This is a genomic window from Ruegeria sp. HKCCD6157, assembly GCF_013110685.1.
Taxonomy (GTDB): Bacteria; Pseudomonadota; Alphaproteobacteria; order Rhodobacterales; family Rhodobacteraceae; genus Ruegeria.
In genome coordinates, this window is sequence record NZ_WVRB01000001.1 from 1,972,426 (window position 1) to 1,995,638 (window position 23,213).

Genomic DNA, 23,213 nt, shown 5'->3' on the forward strand with positions numbered 1-23,213 from the left:
ATTCTGTATACAGTACACAAGAACATGGTTCGATCAATTCCTTTCTTGAAGACTCATGTTCAGAATCCGCTGATTTCGCCGTTTTCATCGTGGATCACGGCATCCACGTCGATTTCCACCATCAGCCCCGGCTGTGTCAGCCCAGCCTGAACGGCGGTCAGAACCGGATCGATCCCCTTGAAAACGTCGCCATGCGCCCGCGCGAACGCGCCCGCTTGGGACAGATCGGTCAGATAGGCGCGCACCCGCCCCACATGTCGCAGTTCGGCGCCAACCTCTTTCAGTGCGTCCTCGATGCGAGACAGGATGTAAAAGGTCTGCGCACCAACGTCCCCGGGCGCGTGGATGCGGCCCGTCGGCTCGATGGCCGTTGTTCCGGCAACCCAGACAAAGGGGCCGATGCGCTTGGCCCGAGAGTACGAGGCCACCTCTTCAAACCGTCCGCCGGATTTCCAAAAACGCAGGGTCACAGGCCCAGCCTCAGCCGGATCGCTTCGGCCGCGTTTTGCAATGCCGCGTTTTCTTCGGCGGTCAGCCGCAGCTCCTCGACCTCAACCAATCCGCCTGCACCCAGATGGGCTGGCACGCCCAGCACGACACCGTCGATGCCGTATTCCCCGTGCAGCATGACCGAGACCGGAACCGGGCCTGTACGCGCACCGCGGATATGATCAATCAATTCGATCGAGGCATGAGCCGGAGCTATCGTTGCAGAACCTGACTTCCGAAGCGCAACCACCTGACCGCCCCCGGTGATCGCATCCTGAACACAGGCTTCGATCTGTTCGCGGGTCAGAAATACATCCAGCGGACGGCCTTTGATCCTGGCTCGGCTGGGGATCGGGGCCATTTCGTCCCCATGGCTGCCAAGCGTGAAGGCTTCGACGTCCGCAGGCGTGACACCCGCGGCCATCGCCAGCGCGTTGCGAAACCGGCTGCTGTCCAAAGTTCCTGCCATACCCAAAACCTGTTCGCGGGGGAAACCTGTTGCACGCAGCATCTCGACCGTCATTTCGTCCAGCGGGTTGGTCACCACGATCACGATGGCATTTGGCGCGGCTGACCGGATCGCTTCGGCTGACTGACGGATCACGCGGGCATTCACATCGATCAGATCTGCACGTGTCATGCCCGGACGGCGGGCTCGTCCGGCAGTAACGACAACCACATCCGCCCCGGCCACCAGATCCATCGCTTCGCCACCGACACATCGGGCCCGCGCACCGGTGATCCCGGACGTATGATTGAGGTCCAGCGCGGTAGAAGCCGCCAATCCCGGAGTGATGTCGATCAGCGCGATTTCATCCGCCATGTCCGCCATCGCCGCCAGATGCGCGACATTGCCGCCAACACCCCCTGCCCCGATCAAGGCAAGTTTGCCCAGCCTGCGGGCTTTGCGCGGCGAACGCGAAGGGGCAACCCATTTGGGTGAACGGCGGTACAGCACCCGGCGCATGGAAACAGCACCATCCGTACGCGGCGGTTTCGGTCTCTCCAGCGGGCCATCCACCAAGGCGATACCAACACGCTCTGCGGTTTCACGCGCAAGGGCCGTCACGATGTCACCCGGCAAAACCTCGAACACGATCCTGCCCCGGCGGCGCGCATCCTCGACCGCATCCGAGCCTATGACGCGAGGGGTTGCCATCAGCCGTCCTGTCCGTCCACCGCCTCGATTGCACGCGTCGCGGCCTCGACGGCGGTTTTGACCGAATTTTCAGACCCCGAGATGAACAAGCGGCCAAACCGCCCCACCGCGCGCACTTCGACGATGTCAATCTCGGCGGCCTTCTCGGCCTCGTTCGCGGCAATCGAGATATAGGCGGCCGGCGCGCATTCCACGATCCCCAACGTCTGCCCCGGCACGATCAACGCGCCCTTGCGCCATTTGTTCAAAAGCTGCGCCTGATAGGGTTCGACACTTGTGATGATTTGCGTGGAACTGATGGCAGGCTTCAACCGGTCTGTCATGGAAGCCCCAAGTTCGGCCAGCATCGCGTCCCGTGCAGCGGATACTTCGGCGTTTGAAGGCGAGCGGAGGATGAAGAAGCCGAATTCGCGCTCGACCATCTGCGTCGTCGCTTCGACCGAGGACGCCTTGAGCGCCCGGTCGATCAGCGAGAACACACCATTGCCCGGCGCGAACTCTCCGATCAGCACGGTGTCACCGGACAAAGGCACTGACCCTTGCACCGTCGCGCCGTTGTAGGCGGCGAATTTCGGTTGAAGGTTGTCGATCTGCATCAGCGCCCGGATCGTGATCTCGCTCATGCGCCATACTCCTCGTAAATGTCGCGCCAGGGTCTGCTTTCATACGCGACCCGCTTGATGTTGATGAGATGCAGGGCGGTGACATTGTCCGAGGTGATCGACCCCGACCACGTACCGGTACCCAGCATGAAGGATGGTTCAAGGTCGGTGGAATACCCCATGCCGCCCATGATCCCCGGCGTATTCACCAGGACCCGCCCCGTGGGCACGGTGGAAAACCGAGCGACCACCTCGGGATCATCGGAATGGATGACCGAGGAATGTCCCCAACCTTCGAATTTGGCAATGGATTGCGCCAGTTCGATGCCGTGATCGGTGGACTTCGCCTCGTAAAAGGCCAGCACCGGGTTCAGCTTTTCAGCCGAAAGCGGGCGCTGCCACCCCACTTCGGTCTCTTCCGACACCAGGCAGCGCGTGCGCGGCGGAATCGAGAACCCCGCAGCATCGGCCAGCGCCTGAGGGCTTTGGCCGACGCGTTCGGGATCCATTGCCCGAACACCCTTGAAGATGACCCGAGCCAGCCGATCAGCCTCGGCCGGGGTGCAGAAATATGCGCCTTTGAGTTTCAGTTCATGGCGCAGATCGCGTGCAATTTCAGGATCGGCGACCACGGCCTGCTCACTGACACAGGCCGTGCCATAGTCGAAGCTTTTTGACGTCACGATCATCTCGGCAACTTCGGACAGATCGCACGCCTTGGACTTGTGCACGTAACACGGCACGTTCCCCGCCCCGACTGCAAGCGTCGGTTTGCCGCTGGAATAGGCAGCCTTGACCATGGCAGGGCCACCTGTCGCCATGACAACCGACGTGCGGCGATGCTTCATCAATTCGGCGGTGCCCTGAATGGTCACGGCGTCCAGGCATTGTATCAACCCTTTGGGCGCGCCCATCTGTTCGGCAACGCGCGCCATGATGCGGACGGTCTCCTTCCCGCATTCCACGCCGCGCGGATGCGGGGCACAGACAACGGCATTTCCCGCCTTCACCGCAGACAGAACCTTGTAGATGATCGTGGATGTCGGATTTGTCACCGGGATAAGCGCCGCGACCACACCCATCGGCTCTCCGAAGGCCGCGATCTTTGTCGCATCGTCCCGCCACAACAGGCCCAGCGTCGTGACATCCCGCAGGTAATCGGCGACCGACAAGGCGTTGAACAGATTCTTGACTCGCTTGTCTGCTACGTTGCCGTACCCGGTTTCCTCGACCGCCAATTGCCCCAACCGTTCGGCTTCAGGTTCGATCGTCCGAGCCATGGCATCGACGATGGCATCCACCTGTGCCGGGTCGGTGCCGAGAAAGGCGCGATAGGCTTCGAAAGCCGTTTCAGCAGCGCGCCGTGCGGCGGCGATGGATTTCAGATCAGCGTCCATCACGAGGCTCCGGTGGCAATGGTGTCAAAGATACGGCGGGCCTGATCGACATCGCCTGCGGAAATTCCGATGGTTTCCAGCCTGCGCCCGGACGCGGCCACGTCAGCGCCCAGGATGCGATCTGTCATGCAGATCAGGCTTTCCGTCAGAGGCGCAGTTAAACCTGCGAGCTTTGCGGCGGAAACAAGGGGCACCAATGATCCCAAAACGCCGTCGCGCATCAATTGGCGCGCGGCCTGCCGATCCGGGACCGGACGCGCGCCCGCCCCCCGCTCGGCGCCGGCATAGGTCGCGATCCAGTCATCGGTCTCGGGCAGGTTTCGAACGCCAAAGGCCTTTGCGACCTGCCGCCTTTCGTCAGTCAACCCGTGGATCACCTCTTGCTGATCCGGCCCTATGAGCGCAGAGAATGTCCGGTTGCCTTCCAGCGGCACCCCGCCCATCGGCACCTCCGGTCCACCGGCCCCCAGCCCCGCGCCCCCAAGGATCAACGCCGGAATCTCGACCGCTGCGGATAGATCGGCAAAGCCTGAGGCCAGAACCGAATCCAGGGGCTGGATGTTCGGAAGATAGGGTTGCAGCGCTTCAAGAACGTCCGCGCGGCCTCGGGGCAATGTCGCAGCAGCCATCGGTGCCGCCTGCGTCAGGGTCAGGCCCGCACCTTCGGCCTGATACCAGTATGGCAGGCCCTGCGCCTCGACCAGAGTAACGTCGGCAGTACAGCCGCCTATTCGCAGCATCCAGACCGCTTCGACCGCGCCCAAAGAGCGACCGGGCGCCAGAACAAGCACCTGCCCATCGTGCAGATGATCGGCCAGCACCATCGCATAGGTGCGCTGTTTGTGGATCGGCCCGGTCAGAAAGATCGCCTGTGCGTCACGCACTGCTGCATCCAACTCTGCCGTGGTGCGGATCGAAGGCCCGTCGCGATCCACCTGATACGTGCCCACAGGCCCTTCGCCGCGAATGCCGATGCCCGAGGATTGCGCAAGCAATGACAGTTCCGCCCCATAGGCCGAAAACAGCGTAACCTCAGCCCCTTCCGCCAGACACAGCGCTGCCAGAAGACGGGCATCCGGGCCGCCACCCAATACAGCAATGCGTTCAAACCTATGGGCCACGGGTGCATCCCGTGTCGCGCCACGTGTCACCGCGCGCGTGAAATCCTCGAAACCGGCTGACATGGTACCTCCTCAAAGGGGTTGATCAGGCCGACGACCCGGCACCCAGCCCGTCGATGATTGCCTCAAGCTCGTCATGCGGCCGTGCGATCACGTGAACAGAGACCACCTCGCCCACCTTGTTGGCCGCTGTCGCACCCGCATCGGTGGCGGCTTTGACCGCGCCGACCTCTCCGCGCACGAGGGTCGTCACCAGCCCGCCGCCAGCTTTGGTCTGACCCACGATGGCAACGCTGGCGGCCTTGACCATCGCATCCGCGGCTTCAATCGCGCCGACCAGGCCGCGTGTTTCGATCATGCCCAGGGCCATCTGCCCCGCCACTGGTTTCGCCATTTTCTGTTCCTCCAAAATTAGATGTTTCGTGTCGTGTGATTCAGGTCGTCGAGACGCGGTCGATCACCGCGATGATGGCCATGTCCACGGGGGCCGTGGACAACCCGGCCGCCATGCGGGCCGCAGACCCGCTGACAACCAGCACCGTATCCCCGACCCCAGCGCCGCAGGTATCGACCGCAACCCGCGCCGGGTCGATCAGGCTGCCCTTGCTGTCGACCAGATCCGTCACCAGCAGCTTTGCTCCGACCAGCCTGGCATCCTTGGCAGTTGCCGTGACAGTTCCAGCGACCTTGCCCAAGTGCATCAGAACGCCCTCAGGTAGCGGTCCAGCTCGACCTGTGTGACCTGTTGATTGAAGAATTCCAGCTCTCGCTCGGCCTGTTGCAGGACCAGTTCCCACTGCATTTCGCCCATGACATCGCGCAGCCATTCCGATCCGCGCGCCAGATCGATGGCGGTTGGCAAATCGGTGGGAATTGGGTCTCCGATCCCTTCTTCATACCCGTTGCCTGTCGTCGGTTCCGAAGGGGACAGCCCCTGTTCGATCCCGTCAAGCCCGGCGGCAATCTCGGCCGCAAGCAACAGATACGGGTTGGCGTCTGCACCGGCATCGCGCTTTTCCACCCGCACGGCACTGTCCGAGCCTTCGATGACCCGGATCCCAACCGTCCGGTTGTCATAGCCCCAGCTCGTGTTGATCGGGCAGAAGGTATAGGGCTGGCGACGGCGATATCCGTTGACCGTACCACTGCCGCAAATCGCCGTTTCGCACATGCGCTTTTGCAGGCCTGCGATGAAGGATTTTCCGGTGTCGTTGATCTTGCCGTTGTCGGCAAAGGCGTTTTTGCCGTCTTTCCACAACGAGTAATGCGTATGAAACCCGTTGCCCGATTGATCAAAAAACGGCTTGGGCATGAATGTCGCCAGATAGTCGTGCGCGATCCCCAATTGCCGGATCAGGGATTTGAACAGAACGACACGATCCGCAGCTGCCAGGGCTTCACCATAACGAATGTTGACCTCGATCTGGCCGGCCGCATATTCCGGGTTCGACTGTTCGATGGGAATGCCACATTCGTTGATCTGCTGACGGATCGGGCCAACGATGTGTTCCATCCGGGCGGCGCGGCCCAGGCCATAGACCTGGATGCCCGTGTCGCGCGGCTGGCCGGTTTCCGGGTCCAGCAGATAGAATTCCAGTTCCGTGCCGACATTCACCTCGAACCCCATGTCGCGGGCCCGGTCCACCTGCCGCACCAAAGCCTGACGCGGATCAATCGGCACCGGTTTGTGATCCATGCCCTCAGCGCGACCAAAACAGACGGCCACGCCCGGTTCCCAGGGGACAGCGACAGGCTTTGTCATCGGAAAGACATGCATGTCGGGATAGCCGTTGTCGAAATTGACGTATGGCGTATCCCAGACGTCGCAGGTCATATCGATCGCCAGCAGCGCAATCGACAGAGCATTGCCGCTTTTGCAGACATGATCCCAATGGCTGGCCGGAATGCGCTTGCCACGCATGATGCCGTTGAGATCCCCGACACCAAGAATGACGGTATGTGTGCCCTCGGGCAGATCAAACCCCGAACTCATTTGCGCGTGCTCCCTGTTTTTAGCTTTATAATTGCTGTATTCTGTATACAGTATTCACAAAGCCAGTCAGGAAACAAGGAAAATCTGCGCCATGTCCAAAAGCTCGGTCATCGTTGCCGGAGGCGGCATAGTCGGCGTCATGACGGCGCTTACACTGCAACGGCGCGGCGAGGCCGTGACATTGATCGACAGGTGGGAGCCGGGACATTCCCGTGCATCTTCAACAGATTACAACCGAGTGATTCGCGCCATATCCGGGCGGGACGAGTTCTATACACGCTGGGCGCGCGAAAGCCGCCTGCGCTGGATGGAGCTGCAAGCCGAAAGCGGCCAGAACCTGATGTATGAATGCGGCGCCTTGATTCTGGCGACGGCGGGACATTGCGACTGGGAAGACGCAACCGCACAAACTTTCGACCGGGTCGGGGTGCCCTATTACAAATTCGGTCTGTCGGATATCGAATCGCGGTTCCCTCAGTTCAAGGTCACCGACATCGAATATGCGCTGTTCGAACCCGAAGCCGGAATGCTGATGGCGCATCGATGCGTTCTGACCGGTTTGGATCTGTTCCGAAAGGCAGGAGGCAAAGTACAACGTGGTCGCGTCACCACGGATGGATCGGAACGTCCGATGCTTGACAGCAAACCGCTCGAGGCTGATCTGATCATCATGGCGACCGGCCCATGGATGGCCGACATGTTTCCCAGAACGATAAAGCCGATCTCGACCGTGGTTGGCGTCAATGTCCTCTACACTTCGACACCCGACGGGTCGGAGGATTTCGACATGAGCCGGATGCCCTGTTGGATCGATCACGGGCAAGGGTCATTTGGTCTGCCCTCGTCTGAAGGCTCCGGCGTGAAGGCGGCGGTCGTCATCCCGGACAAGATCGATCTGGACAATGATGAACGGCTGATCCGCCAGGAAACGCTGGGCCGCACACGCAGCTATATCCGCCACCGGCTTCCGGGTTTGGAGGGGCAACGTGTTGTGGATTCCAAGTTCAACCAGATCATTCTGACCCCGGATACACATTTCATTGTCGACTGGCACCCCGAGCATGAAAACGTGCTGTTCGCGGGCGGATGCTCTGGCCATTTGTTCAAACACGCCCCGGTGTTTGCAGAATTTGCAGCAGGCGTTGGGCTGAAGGATTTTGGAACCGCGGACCGGTTCAAGATCAGCGGCCGCAGAAAGCTGAGCCCGAAGGAAAGCCCCAGCGGACGCTAACCATCCAGGAGGGCGCGATAGATTCCTGCATTCGGGCATTTGCCCTGCGGAAGACGCGCGCCCGCCCGGATCGCGTCACGGCAGGTTTCGGCCTGAAGGCAGTGCCCGCATTTTTCCGCCAGCTCCAACCCCAGCTCGGGGTGCGCGTGCAGGTCTGCCTCGGTCAGTCCGAATTGTCCGGCCATGGCGAGTATACGCTCTCGGGCCTGCGGTGCGCCCGATCGCAACATGGCCAGATCCGCGCGGGACAAGCCAAGGTCCGAAAGCTCTCTGTCACTCAGGTTTTCATCCCGAGGTGTACTGACAATCCGTGCTATTTTCTGAAAGAAATCTGTGTATCCCGACATCTCGCGGCCTCCTCCACCACGTTATGGATACAGTATACACCGCATTTCAAAGCCGGAATTGATCAGGATCAAGCGGGTTTTCAGGTCTTACGGCCGACCGCAGGCATTGCGAAACAAGTCAACCGCCTGTGCGGCGGCCAGATCCTTCGGCACATGTGCCATTTCAATCGAGGCCAGCCCCTCATCCGCCTCTTGCGGTGCAAGAAACACGTCGCGCCCGCGCACGAACAGTTCTCGCAGATGGCTTGCCCGGTATTCGGGATGGAATTGCACGGAACGGGCCGGGAAATCATAATCCAAGGCCCCTACCGGGCAGTGATCCGCCGCCCCTGTCACCCGCGCCGAAGGAGGAACCTGCGTGACCTGATCCTGATGCCAGACAAAGGCATCAACGCTGGCCCCGCCATAGTCAAAGCCTCGTGCGCCGACGACATTGCCGATCTCGGCCTTCTCGGCTTTGCCGCCATATACATCCGCCATGATCTGATGGCCAAAGCAGATGCCGAAGACCGGCTTGGCATGGTCCCGGCACAACTCCAGGAAATCGCGAAGGGGCCGCATCCACTCCGTGTCATCGTAGACGCCGAATTCGGACCCTCCGACGACAACCCCATCAAAATCCCCGAGCTGAGGCAATGCCTCGCCGTCGACCACATCCACCGTGGAAAATCGGGCTTCGGGCAGATGCGGTTCAAGCCATGCGCGGATCTGCTGGGCCGTACGCGGCAGCCCCTCAAGCAGCGGCAATGGATGAAGGGTCAACTCAAGAAGTGCGACCCTCACCAGTCGAAGGCCCGGTCGATGCCCGCCATCTTGACGCCGGTAAAGGCCGAGGCCTGAAAGCTGAGCGCGCGCAGATCTTCGGTTTCCAGATTGTGCACCGAAGATTTGCCGCAGGCCTTGGCAAGCGCCGTGATCTCCATTGTCATCGCGGTCAGATACCGCGCGACGCGCTCTGCACCTGCATGCGGGTTCATTCGCGCCTCAAGGTCAGGATCCTGCGTTGCGATCCCAACCGGGCAACGGCCCGTATGGCAGTGATGACACGCCCCCGGCGATGTTCCCAGCGCCTGGTAATCGTCCAGATATCTGGGAGTATTGCATCCTAGCGCGACCATCGCGGCATTCCCGATCATGACCGCATCCGCCCCAAGCGCCAGACATTTGGCCGCGTCCACACCTGATCGAATACCCCCCGCGGCGACAAGCGAGACCTTGCCGCTCATCCCGCACTCATCCAACGCTTCGCGTGCCGCGCGTATGGCACTCATGGTCGGTATGCCCGTGTGATTCAGCAGCAACTCGGGTGACGCACCGGTGCCGCCCTCGGCCCCGTCCACCACGACCACATCCGCGCCCGCCTTTGCAGCCACGGCCACGTCGAACCGTGGTCGCGTGGCCCCCATCTTGATGAAGATCGGCACCTGATAGTTCGTGGCGATCCGCAATTCCTCGATTTTGACGGCCAGATCGTCGGCCCCAAGGAAATCGGGATGCCGGATAGTGGATCGCTGATCGACCCCTTCGGGTAAAGTGCGCATTTCGCTGACCCGCGGGCTGACCTTCATTCCCAGCAGCAGACCGCCGGTGCCCGGTTTGGCCCCCTGCCCGACCACCAGTTCGAGCGCATCGGCGCGGCGCAGGTGATCCAGATCGACCCCATAGCGGGCAGGCGACATCTGGTAGAGCAGGCGCTGGGAGGCTTCGCGCTCCTCTTCCAGCATGCCGCCTTCGCCGGTGCAGGTCATGGTGCCCACCTTCGAGGCACCATAACCAAGCGACGCCTTGGCCGAAGCCGAGAGCGCGCCGAAAGACATCGATGCGATATAGATCGGGATTTTCAGTTCCAGTGGCCGTTCCACCAATCCGCGCCCGCCGCCCAGAATTGTCGTCGTATCGCAGCTTTCGCGGTATCCTTCCAGCGGCAGGCGGGTCATCGTCGCCGGGACAAATGTCAGATCGTCGAATGTCGGCAACTGCTTGTTGAACGTGTTGTAGCCACGCACCTGATACCGCCCAAGCTGCGCCAAAGCGTGAACTTCCGATATCGCTTCGGGCGTCCAGCGGGTTGATCCCCCTTCATCATAAGACGAAGGCACACCGGCCGGTCGCCCATCGACCGCGCCTGCGTCGCGGAACCGTATTTCTTCCTCTGACGCGACTTCGAACGGGTATTCATAAGGTTTACTCAGATCATGAGCCATGCGCTTGCGTCCCTGCTTTCAAAATACCAAAGGCGCTGGCCAGAGACCATTTTGCGCCAGTTACGAGAGCTGTCGACAAGCCCCAGAGGATCAAGGATCGCATCGACCTCGGCCACCTCTTCGGCAGTGGGTTCGATCACCGAGACGTCCACACCCAGACTTTCGACTTCGCCTGCGACCCAAACCTCGCCTTGCCACAACGCGTCCGCACAGGATTCACCTGCACCGCCCAGCGCAATGATGCGTCCCGCATGCGCCATGAAACCGGATTGGTATCCGATCTTGCCCTCGACCACGATGTTGCCGCCCTTCATGGCAACACCGACACGCGGCCCGGCATCACCTTTGACATGAATGGTGCCGCCAATCATCGCCGCCCCGCAGGACATGCCCGCATAGCCACCGACAGTGATGTGACCCTTGGCCATCCCTTCGCCCACGGCCCACCCGCAATTGCGTTCAATAGAAATGTTGGCGCCAGTGTTCAGACCGCCGCAATAGTACCCCACCGAACCTTCGAAAGTGATGTCCACATTATCCGGCAGGCCCACGCCCAGATTGTGTCGCGACAGCGTATCGACAACCCGGATCGGCCGTCTTGATGCGCAGGCCGCCATGATATCCCGGTTCACCTCACGAATGTGCCGCTTGCCGACTTCGATGACGATTTCATCCATCTGTCTTGCTACCTCGCTCATGCTGCCAGGCTCCGGTTGCCGACACCCCAGATGCCGGTCAGCGACGGGCCATCATAGTTGATAACGTCGCATTCCTCGGCCATCACGCGACGAACAGCCTGTTCTTCGGTCGCGGCGGCCAGATCCCCATTGCGATTGACCACCACCAGCGGCTTCATCGCGAACCGATCCTTGGCAAATCCAATCCCGTCCGGCGTTGCGATCATGTAGGTGAATACCCCGTCGATAGAGGTAATCGACTTTATCAGCGCCTGTTCCATCGTCAGGCCCGCTTTCATCTGGTCACTGACCCAGACCGCAATCAACTCGCTGTCATTCTCGGTCAGAAAGCGATAGCCCTTTCGGCTCAACTTGTCGCGCCATGTGAAATAATCGGTGATCTGGCCGTTATGCACGATCGCCACATCCGAAAACGGCCGCGCCCAGAACGGGTGTGAAGCGTTGGGCAGAACCGAGCTTTCCGTCGCAAGCCGCGCGTGGCCAAGACCATGGGTGCCGATGATGTCGCGCACGCCATGCTTTTCGGCAACCGCTTCGGCCCCGCCGATATCCTTGATGATCTCAAGACTACGGCCGCAGGACTGCACTTCGAACCGGTCCGTCAGCTCATCTGCATCCCGCACCCAGGCCTGCAAATCAGTCGGGTCCGAGATTTCCGCACGAAAGCAATAATGCCGGTTCTCATCGGTTACGATCTTCGGATCGGACAGAAAGCCAGAGCTGTGATCCTTCAACACCGCCTCAAACGCATTCAGGTCAGCATCCTGCCGGGATTTGTCAAATCCCATCCCTCGTAAAACATATCCGGTGTCTCGTGGCGGCCCATAAACTGCAAACCCGGTGCTGTCTGCGCCACGGTGTTCCTGCGCATCCATCAGGTCTACCAGGTCCGCCCCGACCTGCCCGGGTGCGGTAAGAATCCTTCCAGCGATTCCACACATGAAGAGCTCCCTGTTCAACTGCATCTGTATACTGTATACAGTACACGAACAATAGCAAGCCCATTCGCCTTGGCACCAGATGCTTTTTTGAATACAGAATTCACAAAACACGGAAAGAGAGGCTCCGAGTGGCTCTGAAACAGATAAAAACACAGCGCAGACGGCTGGCGGACGAGGTTTATGATCAGTTGGTCGAAGCCATAATGAGCCGCGAAATCTCTGCCGAAGACCGATTGGTTCAGGAAAAGCTGGCAGCGGAACTGAACATCAGCCGAACCCCGGTTCGCGAAGCCCTTATGCGGCTGGAAACCGAAGGGGTTCTGGAAGTCGCCGCAAGCGGTGGTTTCCGGCTGGCACGCATGGATCAAGCCGAAGTCCGGCAACTGTATCAGGCCCGCGCCGCAATCGAAGGTCAGGCCGCCCGGATTCTCGCGGCCCACGCAGACCCTGCGGTTCTGGACGGTTTGCGCGAGCTGATTCGTCGTGAGGAAAACCTGACCAACCCTACGACGCGCGACTACTTCATTGCCAATCGGCGCATTCATCGCGCCTTCATGGTTGAAGCGGGAAACAAATTCCTACTGGACATGTTCGACATGATCTGGGGCAAGGCCATGGCCTTTCACCTGTTTTCCGCCATCGAAAATGTCGACATTTCACAGTCTCTGGGTGATCATCAGGCGCTTGTCGACGCGATTGAAACCGGAGACGTAACAGAAGCACTGGAAACCTTTACCGCCCATATTCAGGCCGGGTTCGATTTGCAGATCGAGGGGCTGAAAGAAGCGGACAACGGCTGACGCACAGAACCATAGGCAAAGCGGACCGCGCCGGTTCGCCTGACTGAAACCGGCTCATGCATCGTGTGCAATGCCATCAAGATATCCGCGCGCTGTTCTGACGGCTTCATGACAAAACGGTCATTTTCGTCTATTATTGAAATCTCTCATTGCAAAGACCCTCCGATTCCATCGGAGTTGATATTTGAACGACACGTTTTTCCACAGGCGGTCCCAAGTCGACTATTCGACCACCTCAGATTCCGGAGAGAGAAATGAGTGCTGACGAAAACGACAATCGCAAAGAACACGATTACACCGAAAGCGAAAAGACAGATCCGGAATGTCGGTCTGTCGATGACAGGCTGACCGCGATCGAGCAGCGCCTCGACCAGTTGATGCGCGTCATGGAACCAGGCCCGGAAGACAGGCTGGAAACCGTCGAACATCGCGTGGACGCGCTTTTGACATCCATCGAATCCCTGGGCGAGCAGGGTTATCATTCTTCTGATTTCAATCCCACGTCCACCGGTCCTGCCTTCGGCTTCGTTGACGCCGGCAGCGTTGGCGCTCCGACGCGCCGCACGTTCAGCTGGGCCAAGAATTGCTGCAAGAATTGGTGCAGCATCCGTGCCAGCAGCAAAGGGTGCCATCCAAACGCCTGCTGAATGACAAATCCCGTTTGGCGGGGAAAATTGTTTTGCCCATGTCTATTTCGACAACGCGGATTGAAGCGGCAATACAGTCCATTGCAGGGTCGATTGTTGCGGCCCCGATCAGAACTGATGCAATCGGACTGGGAAGCGCCGTCGCCGGAGAGGCGCTGGCATTGTTGGCGGCAGACAAGTTTCTGAAAGATGATCGCGTGCGATCCGCCGCGTCACGTCGCCTTGCGACCATTTGGGCTTGCGACCGAGACCTGCGCGGAGCCCCTGTTTCTCTGTTCGATGGCCGCGCCGGCCTTGGGTTGCTGGCCTGTCATGCTCTGGACGCCAATCCACACGATCCCGAAGCGCAACTGGCGCTTGACCGTGCCCTGCGTTCGGTTGCGCAACGCCTTCTCGAAGCCCCCTGGATGGGGCACTTCGATCACGTGTCCGGTCTTGCGGGTATATCCGTATTTCTGTGCGAACCGAAATCCCGGACGGCCCGTCTTGGGGGAAAGTCGCTGTGCCTGCGTTTGTCAGAGGAGCTTTGGAGGCACTCGGCACGAACAAAACGGGGGCTTGCGTGGACAGAACCTTTTTCCTCACCGGAAGACGAGACCGGCCCCCTGAAAACAACGCGGTACCTCGTCAACATGGGGCTGGCGCATGGTTCTCCCGGCGCCGTTCTGGCTCAGGCCCGCCTGGGTCGGCGGCACGCGTTCACGCCACGACACATCGAAGACCTCAGAGACGCGGTCCTGTTTCTGCTTTCGCACCAGGGCGCGTTTTCAGACAGCGGCCTGTCATCCTGCTTTCCCTGCATGTCAGCGCTCAGTCATGCCTGGGAGGTACCGTCACGTCTTGCGTGGTGTTATGGCGACCTTGGCATCATATACACCGCGCTCGCGGCGGCGAGGCTGGTGGGTATGGAGGACGAAATACGCGATGTCGCATCGCGGGTTCTGATATCCTGCGTCGACAGACCTTTTCATGAGACGGGTATCAATGACGGCGGGCTGTGCCATGGCGATGCCGGAATTGTGGTGATGGCCCTTGCCATTCGATCGCTTTATTCCAAAGCAGACGTCGATCCTCTGATTGAAAAGCACGCCAAACGGCTTTTGTCCCTCGTTGAACGGGAATTGAGCCCGGACGGGCTTCCCGCGATCGGCGCAGGCTGGAAGACGTTTCAATCGACGGATCTTTTGACCGGGTCGAGCGGCGTTTTGTTGGCACTGCTTGCCCTAAGGGACCCGGGTTACCTCGGATATCTGAAGTTCATGGGGCTGGATGTTGAACAGAATGTTCACTGCCCGTCCCATCCGGAACCGCACAACTCTCGTCCGTTCCTCGGAATTCGTGTTTGTACGCGTTCACCGCAGCACGATCTTGGCGGAGTCACAAAAAGCACCCGAAAAAAGGATCTGGAAAAGCGTGCTTCAGATTTAATTCGCGATCCGTCCTTTGCCTTGTCGTTGTTCATAGCACGACCCGGTTTTTTCTCGAAGGTCATGCGGGAAATCGAGAAAGGCGAAGGCCTCTCCCCCGCAGTCCTCGGCACATTGTATCGGTTTGTTTACCGAATGTGTTTTCGCCCGACGCCGTTCGGCGCATTCGCGGCAGTGGGCACGGCAGTACCTGTTGCAGGCAAGGACATCGTAACCGTGGCAGACCACCATCTGGATATGGATCTGGACTGTGGGTTTTTGTCTCATATTGCCGCCGGACTCGCCGAAACGCAAAGCACGAGGGTGCGGTGCAATCCATCGGCCTGGTGGGAACAGGACGTTCTGCACTGGATAACCAACGGTGATCTCGACGGGCCCTGGAACCACGAACAGATCATTGCAGCGGCGGATTCCGATCTGGCAGAGTTCATCTTTGATGTCGATTCCGTCCCGATTTCCGATCTGGAAACGGCCCTCAAAGACCGCCTTTTCAAATCTGCCGTGACAATCTCGGATCTCTGTCGGTCCGAGGCTCTGATTCCACAGAAAGACCCAATACTTCTGGGGCATGACGCAACCGCCAGATCCCTGAAGCGGCTGGAAAGAGATATGACCGCCCGTCAAAAGAGAGGCTTGGCGGCGCTCGGGCGTGCTCTTGATGCCGCGCGTGAAATTCCTTCGATGATCGCGTTAAAGCAACTGGGGCGAACAGCTGACTCTTTCGCCCCGGGTTGGAGAGGTGATTTTCTGCATGTCGATGCGCATTGCGTCGGCACGTTGGAAACTCCACTGCGCGCGGTGCAGGCACTGACCGACGCATGGAACATTTTGGAAAAGATCGGCTTTCGCGTCCCAAAGCCAAACCGTTTTCTGGAATTTGAACGGCGTTTCCTTGACCGTTACGGTGACCGCGCCGTATTGCTAGGTCAGGCCGTGGATGCCGAAAGCGGGCTTGCATATCTCGGCATGCCGCTGCGAATGGATTTCGTTACAGGTACGGAGTCGTCAAGTGATGCCCCCAGGCAAAACCTTCAGGAATTTCCGCTGGAACCCGATTGGGACGCGCGCAAGTGGGTGCTTTGCGCTCAGGATATCGAGATCCTGCATGCCCGCAACACGGATCAGGCCCCTTTCGCCATCCAAGATGGCGTTCTTCTGAGCAAAGTAGGACGCAGCTCCGGGCACAACCCCGTCTGGACGGCCTATCCCGAAGGAATTTTTCCGGGCGGGCCCAAGGCGATTTTCGGCCGTTTCTCAAGGCGAAATCAGTTGATCGCAGACGCGTTGATGCAACACAGCCCCACGCGTGAAGAGGATTCGACAATTGTCGAAGCAGACATCCTGTGCGCCACGGACCCCCGGTCATCAAACATCCTGAGGCGCGCCAGCCTTTCCCGGTATGTTATCGAGATCCTCGGCGACAGCGGGTTGCCGCCGGAAAGGAGGATTCCGCTGCACGATCTGTGGATTCGTCACGATGGCAGTCGGTTCCGGCTGTTCTGGGGCAGCCAAGGCGTCGAGGTCATTCCACAGCTGCATGCTGCGCACCAAAGCCCTCCCGGGGCGCCGGCTGTCTATCTTCTGCTCATCGACATCGCCATGCACATGCGGCAACCGTCGGTGATCTGGTCGTGGCAATCGCAAAGCAATCGGAACCGGCTGCCCAGGGTCTGTGCTGGAAATGTGGTCCTTGCACCGCAACGGTGGCGGCTTTGTATCCCGACAGAGGTGGTCAGGTCAGGCAAAGCGGAATTCTGGCTGGAAGCAAACCGACAAAAACTGGAATTGCCGCGATATGTGGCCCCTACGGATGAGGCCAGCGACATGGCCACGCCATGGGATCTTGACAACCCCTTTTCCACTGCCAACCTGACCAAGACGTTGAAAAAAGGGCCGCTTTCGATCTGCGAGTACCTTCCGGCGCCCAAGGATTGGTGGATCGACTCGCCGCATGGTCGATTGGCCTCTGAACTGGTTTATGCCCCAGCAAAGCCCGTTGATACGTCCTTTGTCGAATACGATGCCAACCCGACCGCATGGCAACCGCTGGGGCACGGCACTGATGAGGCCGGATCATGGTTGTATCTGCGGCTTTTCGGGGATGCCATAAAGCTGGAACAGTTCCTGAAACTGCAATCGAACAGGTTGACGCTTTGGCAGAAACGCAACCTGATCGAGAACTGGTTCTTCGTAAGATATGCAGACCCGGAACTTGAACTGCGCCTCCGCATCAAATTTTCAAACGATCATGACAGAGTTCTGAGGAACCGGGTGCTTGTTCACTTGCAGAAAACGGCCGGTGGATTGGTGGACAGGTTTCTTGTTGACGAATACCTGCCTGAAACGGCGCGCTACGGCGGAGAACTGGGGCTCGGCGCATGCGAGAGGATATTCGGCGCCGACTCGATCACTGCGCTTGACGTACTCAACGATCCGAAGATCAGCCGGTCCAGACGGTGGATGGCGTCAGCCGCCAGTATCGATGCCCTGTTCGAAGATTTGGAACTGCCCACAGGTGTTCGGCTGGCGATCTCCGAGCGCTGTTCACAAAACTACGGGGGCGGCCCGGCGTCGCGCCGGATTGCGCGTCGTGCTACTGGAAAGGAATGGAAAAGTGCATGCGTTGTTCTGAGTGAACTCGGTGTAGGCAAAGGCATTCATTCGCGGCCATCGCGCTGGAACGCTCGTGCGGCCAGGCTTTATCCGGATATTGGACGCCTTCAGCGAGAAGAACAGGATGGCCGGTTGGGAAACAGCTTGGCCGACGTTCTGGGAAGCCTCGCTCATATGTCCATCAACCGGATCCTCCACTGGGGAACCGCCGCGGAAGAGGCGGTCATCCACGAGGCGCTGTGTCGACATTATCGAACCAAATTGAACCACGGGTGGAAGTCGTCCTAGGCGGCATGCTCATGGCAGCCGGTTGGAACCTGAACCCTCCGTCCGAAACATGGGCTGTCCACACATACCCCCTGCCCCTGAGTGAAGCATCCGGCGCATGAGGTAAGGAAACGTGGATCACTGCGCTTTTGACCGACAGCGGGACACCTCGGAACCTGGATCACACTTTTACAGCACGCGGCGTTTTGGGACCTGTCGACTTACCGCGTAACCTGCAAGCGCCGAAAGCGATTTTGCCACGCCGCCCCGTGGCACGGGGCTTAGCGCCGCTATTGCCTGATCGCGGTATTCTTCGGGCAATTGCTGCCTCTTGATATGGCGCGTGGCCGGAGAAAGCTCTGCCAAAAACCGCGCTGGGTCGCGGTGACTGAGGAAAGCACGGGCCGCTGCGCCCCCCGTTTGCCGCTGGGCTGCCTCGAGAACAGGCACGCTGAACAGGCCGCTCGAGAGGTCTGACGCAAATGGGGTGCTGCCCGGGGGGCGGTCCAGGGCAAGTTCATCCTCGGTCAGCAGGTAAGCGAGGCCAAGATTCTCGCCATAGTCGCGAAGGGCACCTGACAGATCGTTTTGTTCGGCAAGCATCGCGCCGAGTTCGCAAGGCAGTCGGAAGAATGCAGCCATGCATTGCCGCATCTGCGCGATGCGCTTTTCGACAGCCATATCCGGTTGCCATGCAGTCCGAAGCTCGGACACTCGGCCTTCACAGGCCGAGGCCATGGCGCTCAGGATTGATGGCACCAGATCCGGGCAGTCCCGTGCGCCGACTTCATGCGCCTTCGCCAAAAGGTAATCACCTGTGAGTATCCCAAGCTTGTCGCCCCAGTTGGCCGTGGCGTCGGCTGTTGCGGCCGCAGCCTCGATCCCTCGAATGCCGCTTTGGGCAAGAAACCCCAGATACGCAAGCTCCAGCGCCGTGGCCGCGGCACGACGTCGTTTTGCCTCAACATCACCCAGATAGGACGTCAGCAAAAGCAACAGCGAAGGTCGAAACGCAACCATGTCAGCCCGCTTGCCCGCGAAGGACATGCGCGTCAGAAACGGCCAATCGGTGCGTACGATGTGATTGAGGCGCGCACCCACATCGCGCAGGTCGTCCCCAAGCGGCATCTCGGGCACTCGCACAAGGGGCGACACATCGTCCAACATGGCGCTTTCCACATCACCGCCAGTGCCTTCAGGCACCAAAACGGCGCGGCGCAGCATGTTGTGGACCGGCTTTTCGCTTTCGAACGTATCGTCCAACACGCGCCAGATGAACTCGTATCGGCGGCTTGCGCGGTTCCCGAGCGTGAAGTACCCGGAAAAGCGATCCCCCAACAAAAGCGCGTAGTCGTCTGCCGCCACCCAAGGGCCTGCCCCGGTGCGGAGACATCGATCAGTGGTTTGCGCCGCAAGCGCACCGGATTCCAGCGCAAAGCTAATTCCTTCGCCTGTAAACGGGCTGATAAGACCGGCGGCGTCCCCAACCAGCAACAGACCCGAATGGGCGGCGCGTTCCGGTGCGAAATCGAATCTCAGCGGTGCCCCCAAGGTCGTGCCGGACAACTGAATGCCCGAATATTCCGGATAATCCTTGCGGAGCACGTCCAGAAATTGATCGAACAATGTCCTGACATTGGTGTCAAACGCCCTGCAGAACAGCCCGACACCGACATTTGCAGTTCCCTTCCCCGTTGGGAACGCCCAGCCATAGGACGGCAACAAATACCGGTCCGTAACATCAGTCAAAGGCAGCATTATTTCGAGCAGTGGCGGAGTGTCTCCGCAGCCATCGACATAACCGCGAAGCGCGGTGCCATAGCCTTGTTCCGGTGTTTCCCGCAATCCCGCTGCTTTCGCCAATCGAGACGCGGCCCCGTCTGCAGCGATGACAATGTACCCGGTCAGAACCGCTGTCGTGCCATCCTGCATCCGAGCGGTGACACCTGTGACAGTCCCGCTTTCATCCGTTACCAGATCGTCGGCGCGGCATTTCGGCAAGAAAGCCGCTCCTTCCGCGCGGGCTTGACGCAAAAGACAGTCATCCAGTATCAAACGGGGTACAACCAGCCCATAGTCGTCTTCTCCCTCGTATCGAAAATCCCGGTGGCCCCTGTTGCGCATATGGACACGCACACCTTCGACCTCCTGCTGATCTGTAAGCGCAGGTAGAATACCGAGACGTTTCAGCTGAGAGATACCGGACCGGGTGATCCCGTCTCCACAGCTTTTGTCCCGAGGGAAGTCCTCACGGTCGATCAGAATGACCTTTCGACCTCTGCGCGTCAGCTCGATGGCGGCAGCGCTGCCGCCGGGCCCCGCACCGACAATGACGGCGTCCCATATCTCGGCCGCGGCCTCCGCAGGTGTCGCAAGCGGCAGATCCTCGGCAAAAGGGCCGTAACCGCCCATGTCAGGCCCTCCTTTCGACCGAAAGCCGGGCGAGGTTTGCCAGCGAGGCGCGCAGCACATGATCGTCAAGCCCCGAGATGACCGTAACGGCTGCCTCGGATTTGTCCCGCGCCAGCTGTTCCGTGGCTTCAACTGCACCCGAATTGCGAATGATTTCCACAGCACGCGAAACGTCTGCATCCTGCATTTCAGCCAGCCTCAACCTGGCTCGCAATTCATCGGCGGCCTGACCGTTCTGACCCAGGCACAGGAGCACCGGCATCGTATAGGCCCCTTCGCGCAGATCAGAGGCGGACCCCTTTCCAAGTTCCGCGCTGCTTGCAATGTAGTCCAGAACATCGTCGCGCAGTTGAAACGCAAGGCCCAGGCACTTTGAATAGGTGATCAGTGCGTCTCGATCCTGATCACTTACGTCCGCCAACATCGCCCCCAACGATGCGGCGAGAACAAACAGCTCGGCCGTCTTGCCCTCGAGCATTTCAAGATGCTCTTCAATGGTCCAATCGGCGTTGTAGGCGTTTTCGGCTTCGCGCAACTGCCCCAGACACAGCGCAGCGCAGTGTTTGCCAGCCAGCTCAGGGGCCTTTGGGCTGATGGACTCCAACAGGTTTATTGCACGGGCCAGAATGAATGTTCCGGCGAAGCTGGCGATGGGCGAAGACCAGCGACGGTTCACGCTTTCCGCTCCACGCCGAAGTTCGGCCCGATCCATGACGTCGTCATGATAGAGCGACGCCACATGGATCATTTCGACAGCCGCCGCCGCCTGAATTGCGCGGTTGCGGCCTTCTGTGTCGGTGAGGCTTCGCGCGGTAAGCAGCAGAAGAATTGGCCGCAACCGTTTCCCGCCAGCCCCGATAAGCCAGTGGGCTATCTCTTCGAATCCCGGCTGGTCCGAGGCGACGGCATCCAACATGGATGCTTCAACCTGGGGTATCGTGGCCCGGACCTGTTCGTCTTGCAACCAGTCAGACATCCGCAATCTTGCGGAACTGCGCCAGCGTCTTCTGCAAACGCTTCGACCTGAGCGCCGCTTCGGAGTTCCTGATGAAACTGTCGTAGCCCTCGTGCAATGCTGCGGACTCGGCGCGAACGACAATCTCACCACGGTGGAAAGCGTCCATTACGGTCATCCTGCCTTCGGATATGGCCACAAGTGCTTCCGGTGAAATCGCGCCGACGCCCCGGCCTTTCCCTTTGCGCTTTTGGCTCGGGTTGATGAGAACTTCACCGCTCATCACCGAAACTTCGACCGACCCCATACCAAAAACACCAACCGTTGCACTGGCGCCCTCGTACTGCTTGACCAGTTCAGCATATTCCTTCTTGGCGTCCGCCTTGAAACCCGCCAAAGCATCTTCGGCCAGTTTTTCGACTGCCTTTGCACCCTCTTCCGGCTGCATCCGCTGTTCATAGTCTGCCACGTTCGTATCCTCCGTTCCAAAATATCCAAATCAAACCGAGCCGACCGCCGCCCGAGCATCCACACGCCCGGCGCCCTGCTGCGTGGTCGGTGCGCCGATATCGACGGCGGTGGCCATGAGAACTGCCTTGATGTCTGCCGGCAGCAGTGTCGGGTTTCGCTGCAACATCAGCGCCGCGACCCCTGCGACATGGGGGCAGGCCATCGAGGTGCCGCTGGCCTCGAGATGAAGCGGATCTATCACCGTCGCGCCGCCATTCATGTCATTGCCGGTCGCCGATCGCGATGCGACGATATCCACGCCGGGGGCGGTGACATCCGGTTTGTCGCGTCCATCCGGCGTTGGTCCGGGACTGGAGAAACCGGCCATGTTGTCGCTGTCATCGCTTGCGCCGACGGTAATCACGCTCTGCGCAATACCCGGACAGCGAATGCGTGTGTCATAGGTGCCGCAACTGTCATTTCCCTCGTTGCCCGCGGCCACCACAAAGGTCACCCCGGCGGTCGAAGCCGCATCAGCGGCGACACATAAAACGCATGTTCCGTCCGGATCGACCCAATTGCCGTTTCTGTGGGAAAAGCCCCAGGAATTGGAAAGAACATCCATCCCGTCCGCGACGGCCTGTTGGATTGCCGCAACGCAGTTGGGAGCGTTCCCGCTGCCAAACTGATCCAGCAGCTTGTAGTCGTGGATCACCGCCCCCGTGGCGACACCACGGAACGTCGCGCCATTGCTGGCGACAACACCCGCACAATGCGTACCGTGCCCGTTCAGGTCGCCTAAGCCCTCGCCGGTAAAATCCTGTTGGGTGCCGAAATTTCCGGCAAGTTCGGGATGTGTCTGGTCCACGCCCGTATCCAGAACGGCAACATCCACTTCGGCACCGTTGATCCCGCTGGCTTCCACGACATCGGCATTGATCAGCGGACGACTGTTGTCCAGGTCGATCAGGATCTGGTTTTTGCAATGAGCCATCTTCAGGACATCGGCGCGCCCCGCGATATCCGTAAGGCGCTGGTCATCGGCAAGGACAACCAAACTGTGAGTCAGCCAAAACGACCGTTCGACCTCAATCCCCCGCTCTTCAAAGCTTTTGGCGATTTTACCCACCACGTCTTCACCATGGCGCCGGTGTTGCATGATCGAACGGCGGCGCTGGCGCCGGTCGAACGCACGGGGCGGGCGATCCGGCGATGCCCTGCCGCTGCGCAGCGAGACCAGCACGCGATGCCGGGGAAGCTGGGCGGTTTCGGTTTGGCCAAGCAGAGCGTTCAGGCGCGCCTCTTTTCGGTTGGCCAAGAGGTCGCGTAAGATAATGCTGTCCATCTTCGAGATGGACTCGCTGCCAAACTCGGCACGAAGCTTCTCGATTTCACGACGTTCCGCTCTTTCGAAGCGATCAACGTGTTCCCGGCTTAACTCGGACATTTCGTGCTCCTTT

The 23,213-nt window shown here is 59.8% G+C and carries 21 protein-coding genes; 4 read left to right on the forward strand and 17 right to left on the reverse strand.

Going from position 1 to position 23,213, the window contains the following annotated elements:
* Nucleotides 1-59: 59 nt before the first annotated feature.
* From GS612_RS09520 to GS612_RS09555, 8 genes are read right to left on the reverse strand one after another with little or no spacing between them, the layout of a single operon-like run.
* Nucleotides 60-470: a Rid family hydrolase gene (locus GS612_RS09520; RefSeq protein WP_171639759.1), complete on the reverse strand. Its 411-nt coding sequence runs from the start codon at nt 468-470 to the stop codon at nt 60-62.
* Nucleotides 467-1,648, reverse strand: a complete 1,182-nt coding sequence (locus GS612_RS09525) for a malate dehydrogenase (RefSeq protein WP_171639760.1) — start codon at nt 1,646-1,648, stop codon at nt 467-469. Before GS612_RS09525 ends, GS612_RS09520 begins: the two co-directional genes overlap by 4 nt.
* Complete coding sequence (locus GS612_RS09530; RefSeq protein ID WP_152457501.1) at nt 1,648-2,271, reverse strand: BMC domain-containing protein; 624 nt, start codon at nt 2,269-2,271, stop codon at nt 1,648-1,650. Before GS612_RS09530 ends, GS612_RS09525 begins: the two co-directional genes overlap by 1 nt.
* On the reverse strand, nt 2,268-3,647 hold the full coding sequence (locus GS612_RS09535) for an aldehyde dehydrogenase family protein (RefSeq protein WP_171639761.1): 1,380 nt from the start codon (nt 3,645-3,647) through the stop codon (nt 2,268-2,270). The genes GS612_RS09530 and GS612_RS09535 overlap by 4 nt, the downstream gene beginning before the upstream one ends.
* Nucleotides 3,647-4,831, reverse strand: a complete 1,185-nt coding sequence (locus tag GS612_RS09540) for a hypothetical protein (RefSeq protein WP_171639762.1) — start codon at nt 4,829-4,831, stop codon at nt 3,647-3,649. The genes GS612_RS09535 and GS612_RS09540 overlap by 1 nt, the downstream gene beginning before the upstream one ends.
* Before the next feature lie 22 nt (nt 4,832-4,853).
* Entirely contained in the window at nt 4,854-5,162 is a 309-nt protein-coding gene (locus tag GS612_RS09545) for a BMC domain-containing protein (protein ID WP_117869464.1), read from the reverse strand.
* Nucleotides 5,163-5,202: 40 nt separating this feature from the next.
* On the reverse strand, nt 5,203-5,469 hold the full coding sequence (locus GS612_RS09550) for a EutN/CcmL family microcompartment protein (RefSeq protein ID WP_152457497.1): 267 nt from the start codon (nt 5,467-5,469) through the stop codon (nt 5,203-5,205).
* Complete coding sequence (locus tag GS612_RS09555) at nt 5,469-6,761, reverse strand: glutamine synthetase family protein (protein WP_171639763.1); 1,293 nt, start codon at nt 6,759-6,761, stop codon at nt 5,469-5,471. Before GS612_RS09555 ends, GS612_RS09550 begins: the two co-directional genes overlap by 1 nt.
* A 91-nt stretch (nt 6,762-6,852) precedes the next feature.
* Between GS612_RS09555 and GS612_RS09560 the strand changes: the two genes are divergently transcribed.
* Nucleotides 6,853-7,992: an FAD-dependent oxidoreductase gene (locus tag GS612_RS09560; protein WP_171639764.1), complete on the forward strand. Its 1,140-nt coding sequence runs from the start codon at nt 6,853-6,855 to the stop codon at nt 7,990-7,992.
* Here the strand turns inward: GS612_RS09560 and GS612_RS09565 are convergent.
* From GS612_RS09565 to GS612_RS09585, 5 genes are all read right to left on the reverse strand, one after another.
* Complete coding sequence (locus tag GS612_RS09565) at nt 7,989-8,339, reverse strand: DUF1127 domain-containing protein (RefSeq protein WP_171639765.1); 351 nt, start codon at nt 8,337-8,339, stop codon at nt 7,989-7,991. The genes GS612_RS09560 and GS612_RS09565 overlap by 4 nt on opposite strands.
* An 87-nt stretch (nt 8,340-8,426) precedes the next feature.
* Nucleotides 8,427-9,122: a type 1 glutamine amidotransferase gene (locus GS612_RS09570; protein ID WP_171639766.1), complete on the reverse strand. Its 696-nt coding sequence runs from the start codon at nt 9,120-9,122 to the stop codon at nt 8,427-8,429.
* A complete protein-coding gene (locus tag GS612_RS09575) occupies nt 9,119-10,543 on the reverse strand; it encodes an FMN-binding glutamate synthase family protein (RefSeq protein ID WP_171639767.1) in 1,425 nt (474 codons plus the stop codon). Before GS612_RS09575 ends, GS612_RS09570 begins: the two co-directional genes overlap by 4 nt.
* Nucleotides 10,528-11,241, reverse strand: a complete 714-nt coding sequence (locus tag GS612_RS09580) for a hypothetical protein (protein ID WP_171639768.1) — start codon at nt 11,239-11,241, stop codon at nt 10,528-10,530. Before GS612_RS09580 ends, GS612_RS09575 begins: the two co-directional genes overlap by 16 nt.
* On the reverse strand, nt 11,238-12,182 hold the full coding sequence (locus GS612_RS09585; RefSeq protein WP_171639769.1) for a glutamine amidotransferase: 945 nt from the start codon (nt 12,180-12,182) through the stop codon (nt 11,238-11,240). Before GS612_RS09585 ends, GS612_RS09580 begins: the two co-directional genes overlap by 4 nt.
* A 128-nt stretch (nt 12,183-12,310) precedes the next feature.
* Between GS612_RS09585 and GS612_RS09590 the strand changes: the two genes are divergently transcribed.
* The 3 genes from GS612_RS09590 (at nt 12,311) to GS612_RS09600 (ending at nt 17,957) form a co-directional block, all read left to right on the forward strand.
* Entirely contained in the window at nt 12,311-12,982 is a 672-nt protein-coding gene (locus GS612_RS09590; RefSeq protein ID WP_171613558.1) for a GntR family transcriptional regulator, read from the forward strand.
* A gap of 254 nt (nt 12,983-13,236) precedes the next feature.
* Nucleotides 13,237-13,629: a hypothetical protein gene (locus GS612_RS09595; protein WP_171639770.1), complete on the forward strand. Its 393-nt coding sequence runs from the start codon at nt 13,237-13,239 to the stop codon at nt 13,627-13,629.
* A 38-nt stretch (nt 13,630-13,667) separates the two neighbouring features.
* Nucleotides 13,668-17,957: a thiopeptide-type bacteriocin biosynthesis protein gene (locus tag GS612_RS09600; RefSeq protein WP_171639771.1), complete on the forward strand. Its 4,290-nt coding sequence runs from the start codon at nt 13,668-13,670 to the stop codon at nt 17,955-17,957.
* 168 nt (nt 17,958-18,125) lie between these two features.
* Here GS612_RS09600 and GS612_RS09605 read toward each other — a convergent pair whose 3' ends face one another.
* Genes GS612_RS09605 through GS612_RS09620 form a run of 4 tightly spaced genes read right to left on the reverse strand, consistent with a single transcriptional unit; the run spans nt 18,126 to nt 23,200 of the window.
* Entirely contained in the window at nt 18,126-20,348 is a 2,223-nt protein-coding gene (locus GS612_RS09605) for a geranylgeranyl reductase family protein (RefSeq protein ID WP_171639772.1), read from the reverse strand.
* A gap of 1 nt (nt 20,349) precedes the next feature.
* The gene (locus tag GS612_RS09610; protein WP_171639773.1) at nt 20,350-21,324 is read right to left on the reverse strand and encodes a polyprenyl synthetase family protein; all 975 of its coding nucleotides are present in this window, start codon (nt 21,322-21,324) and stop codon (nt 20,350-20,352) included.
* Entirely contained in the window at nt 21,317-21,772 is a 456-nt protein-coding gene (locus GS612_RS09615) for a hypothetical protein (RefSeq protein WP_152457484.1), read from the reverse strand. Before GS612_RS09615 ends, GS612_RS09610 begins: the two co-directional genes overlap by 8 nt.
* Before the next feature lie 30 nt (nt 21,773-21,802).
* A complete protein-coding gene (locus GS612_RS09620) occupies nt 21,803-23,200 on the reverse strand; it encodes a S8 family serine peptidase (protein ID WP_171639774.1) in 1,398 nt (465 codons plus the stop codon).
* Nucleotides 23,201-23,213 lie beyond the last annotated feature (13 nt).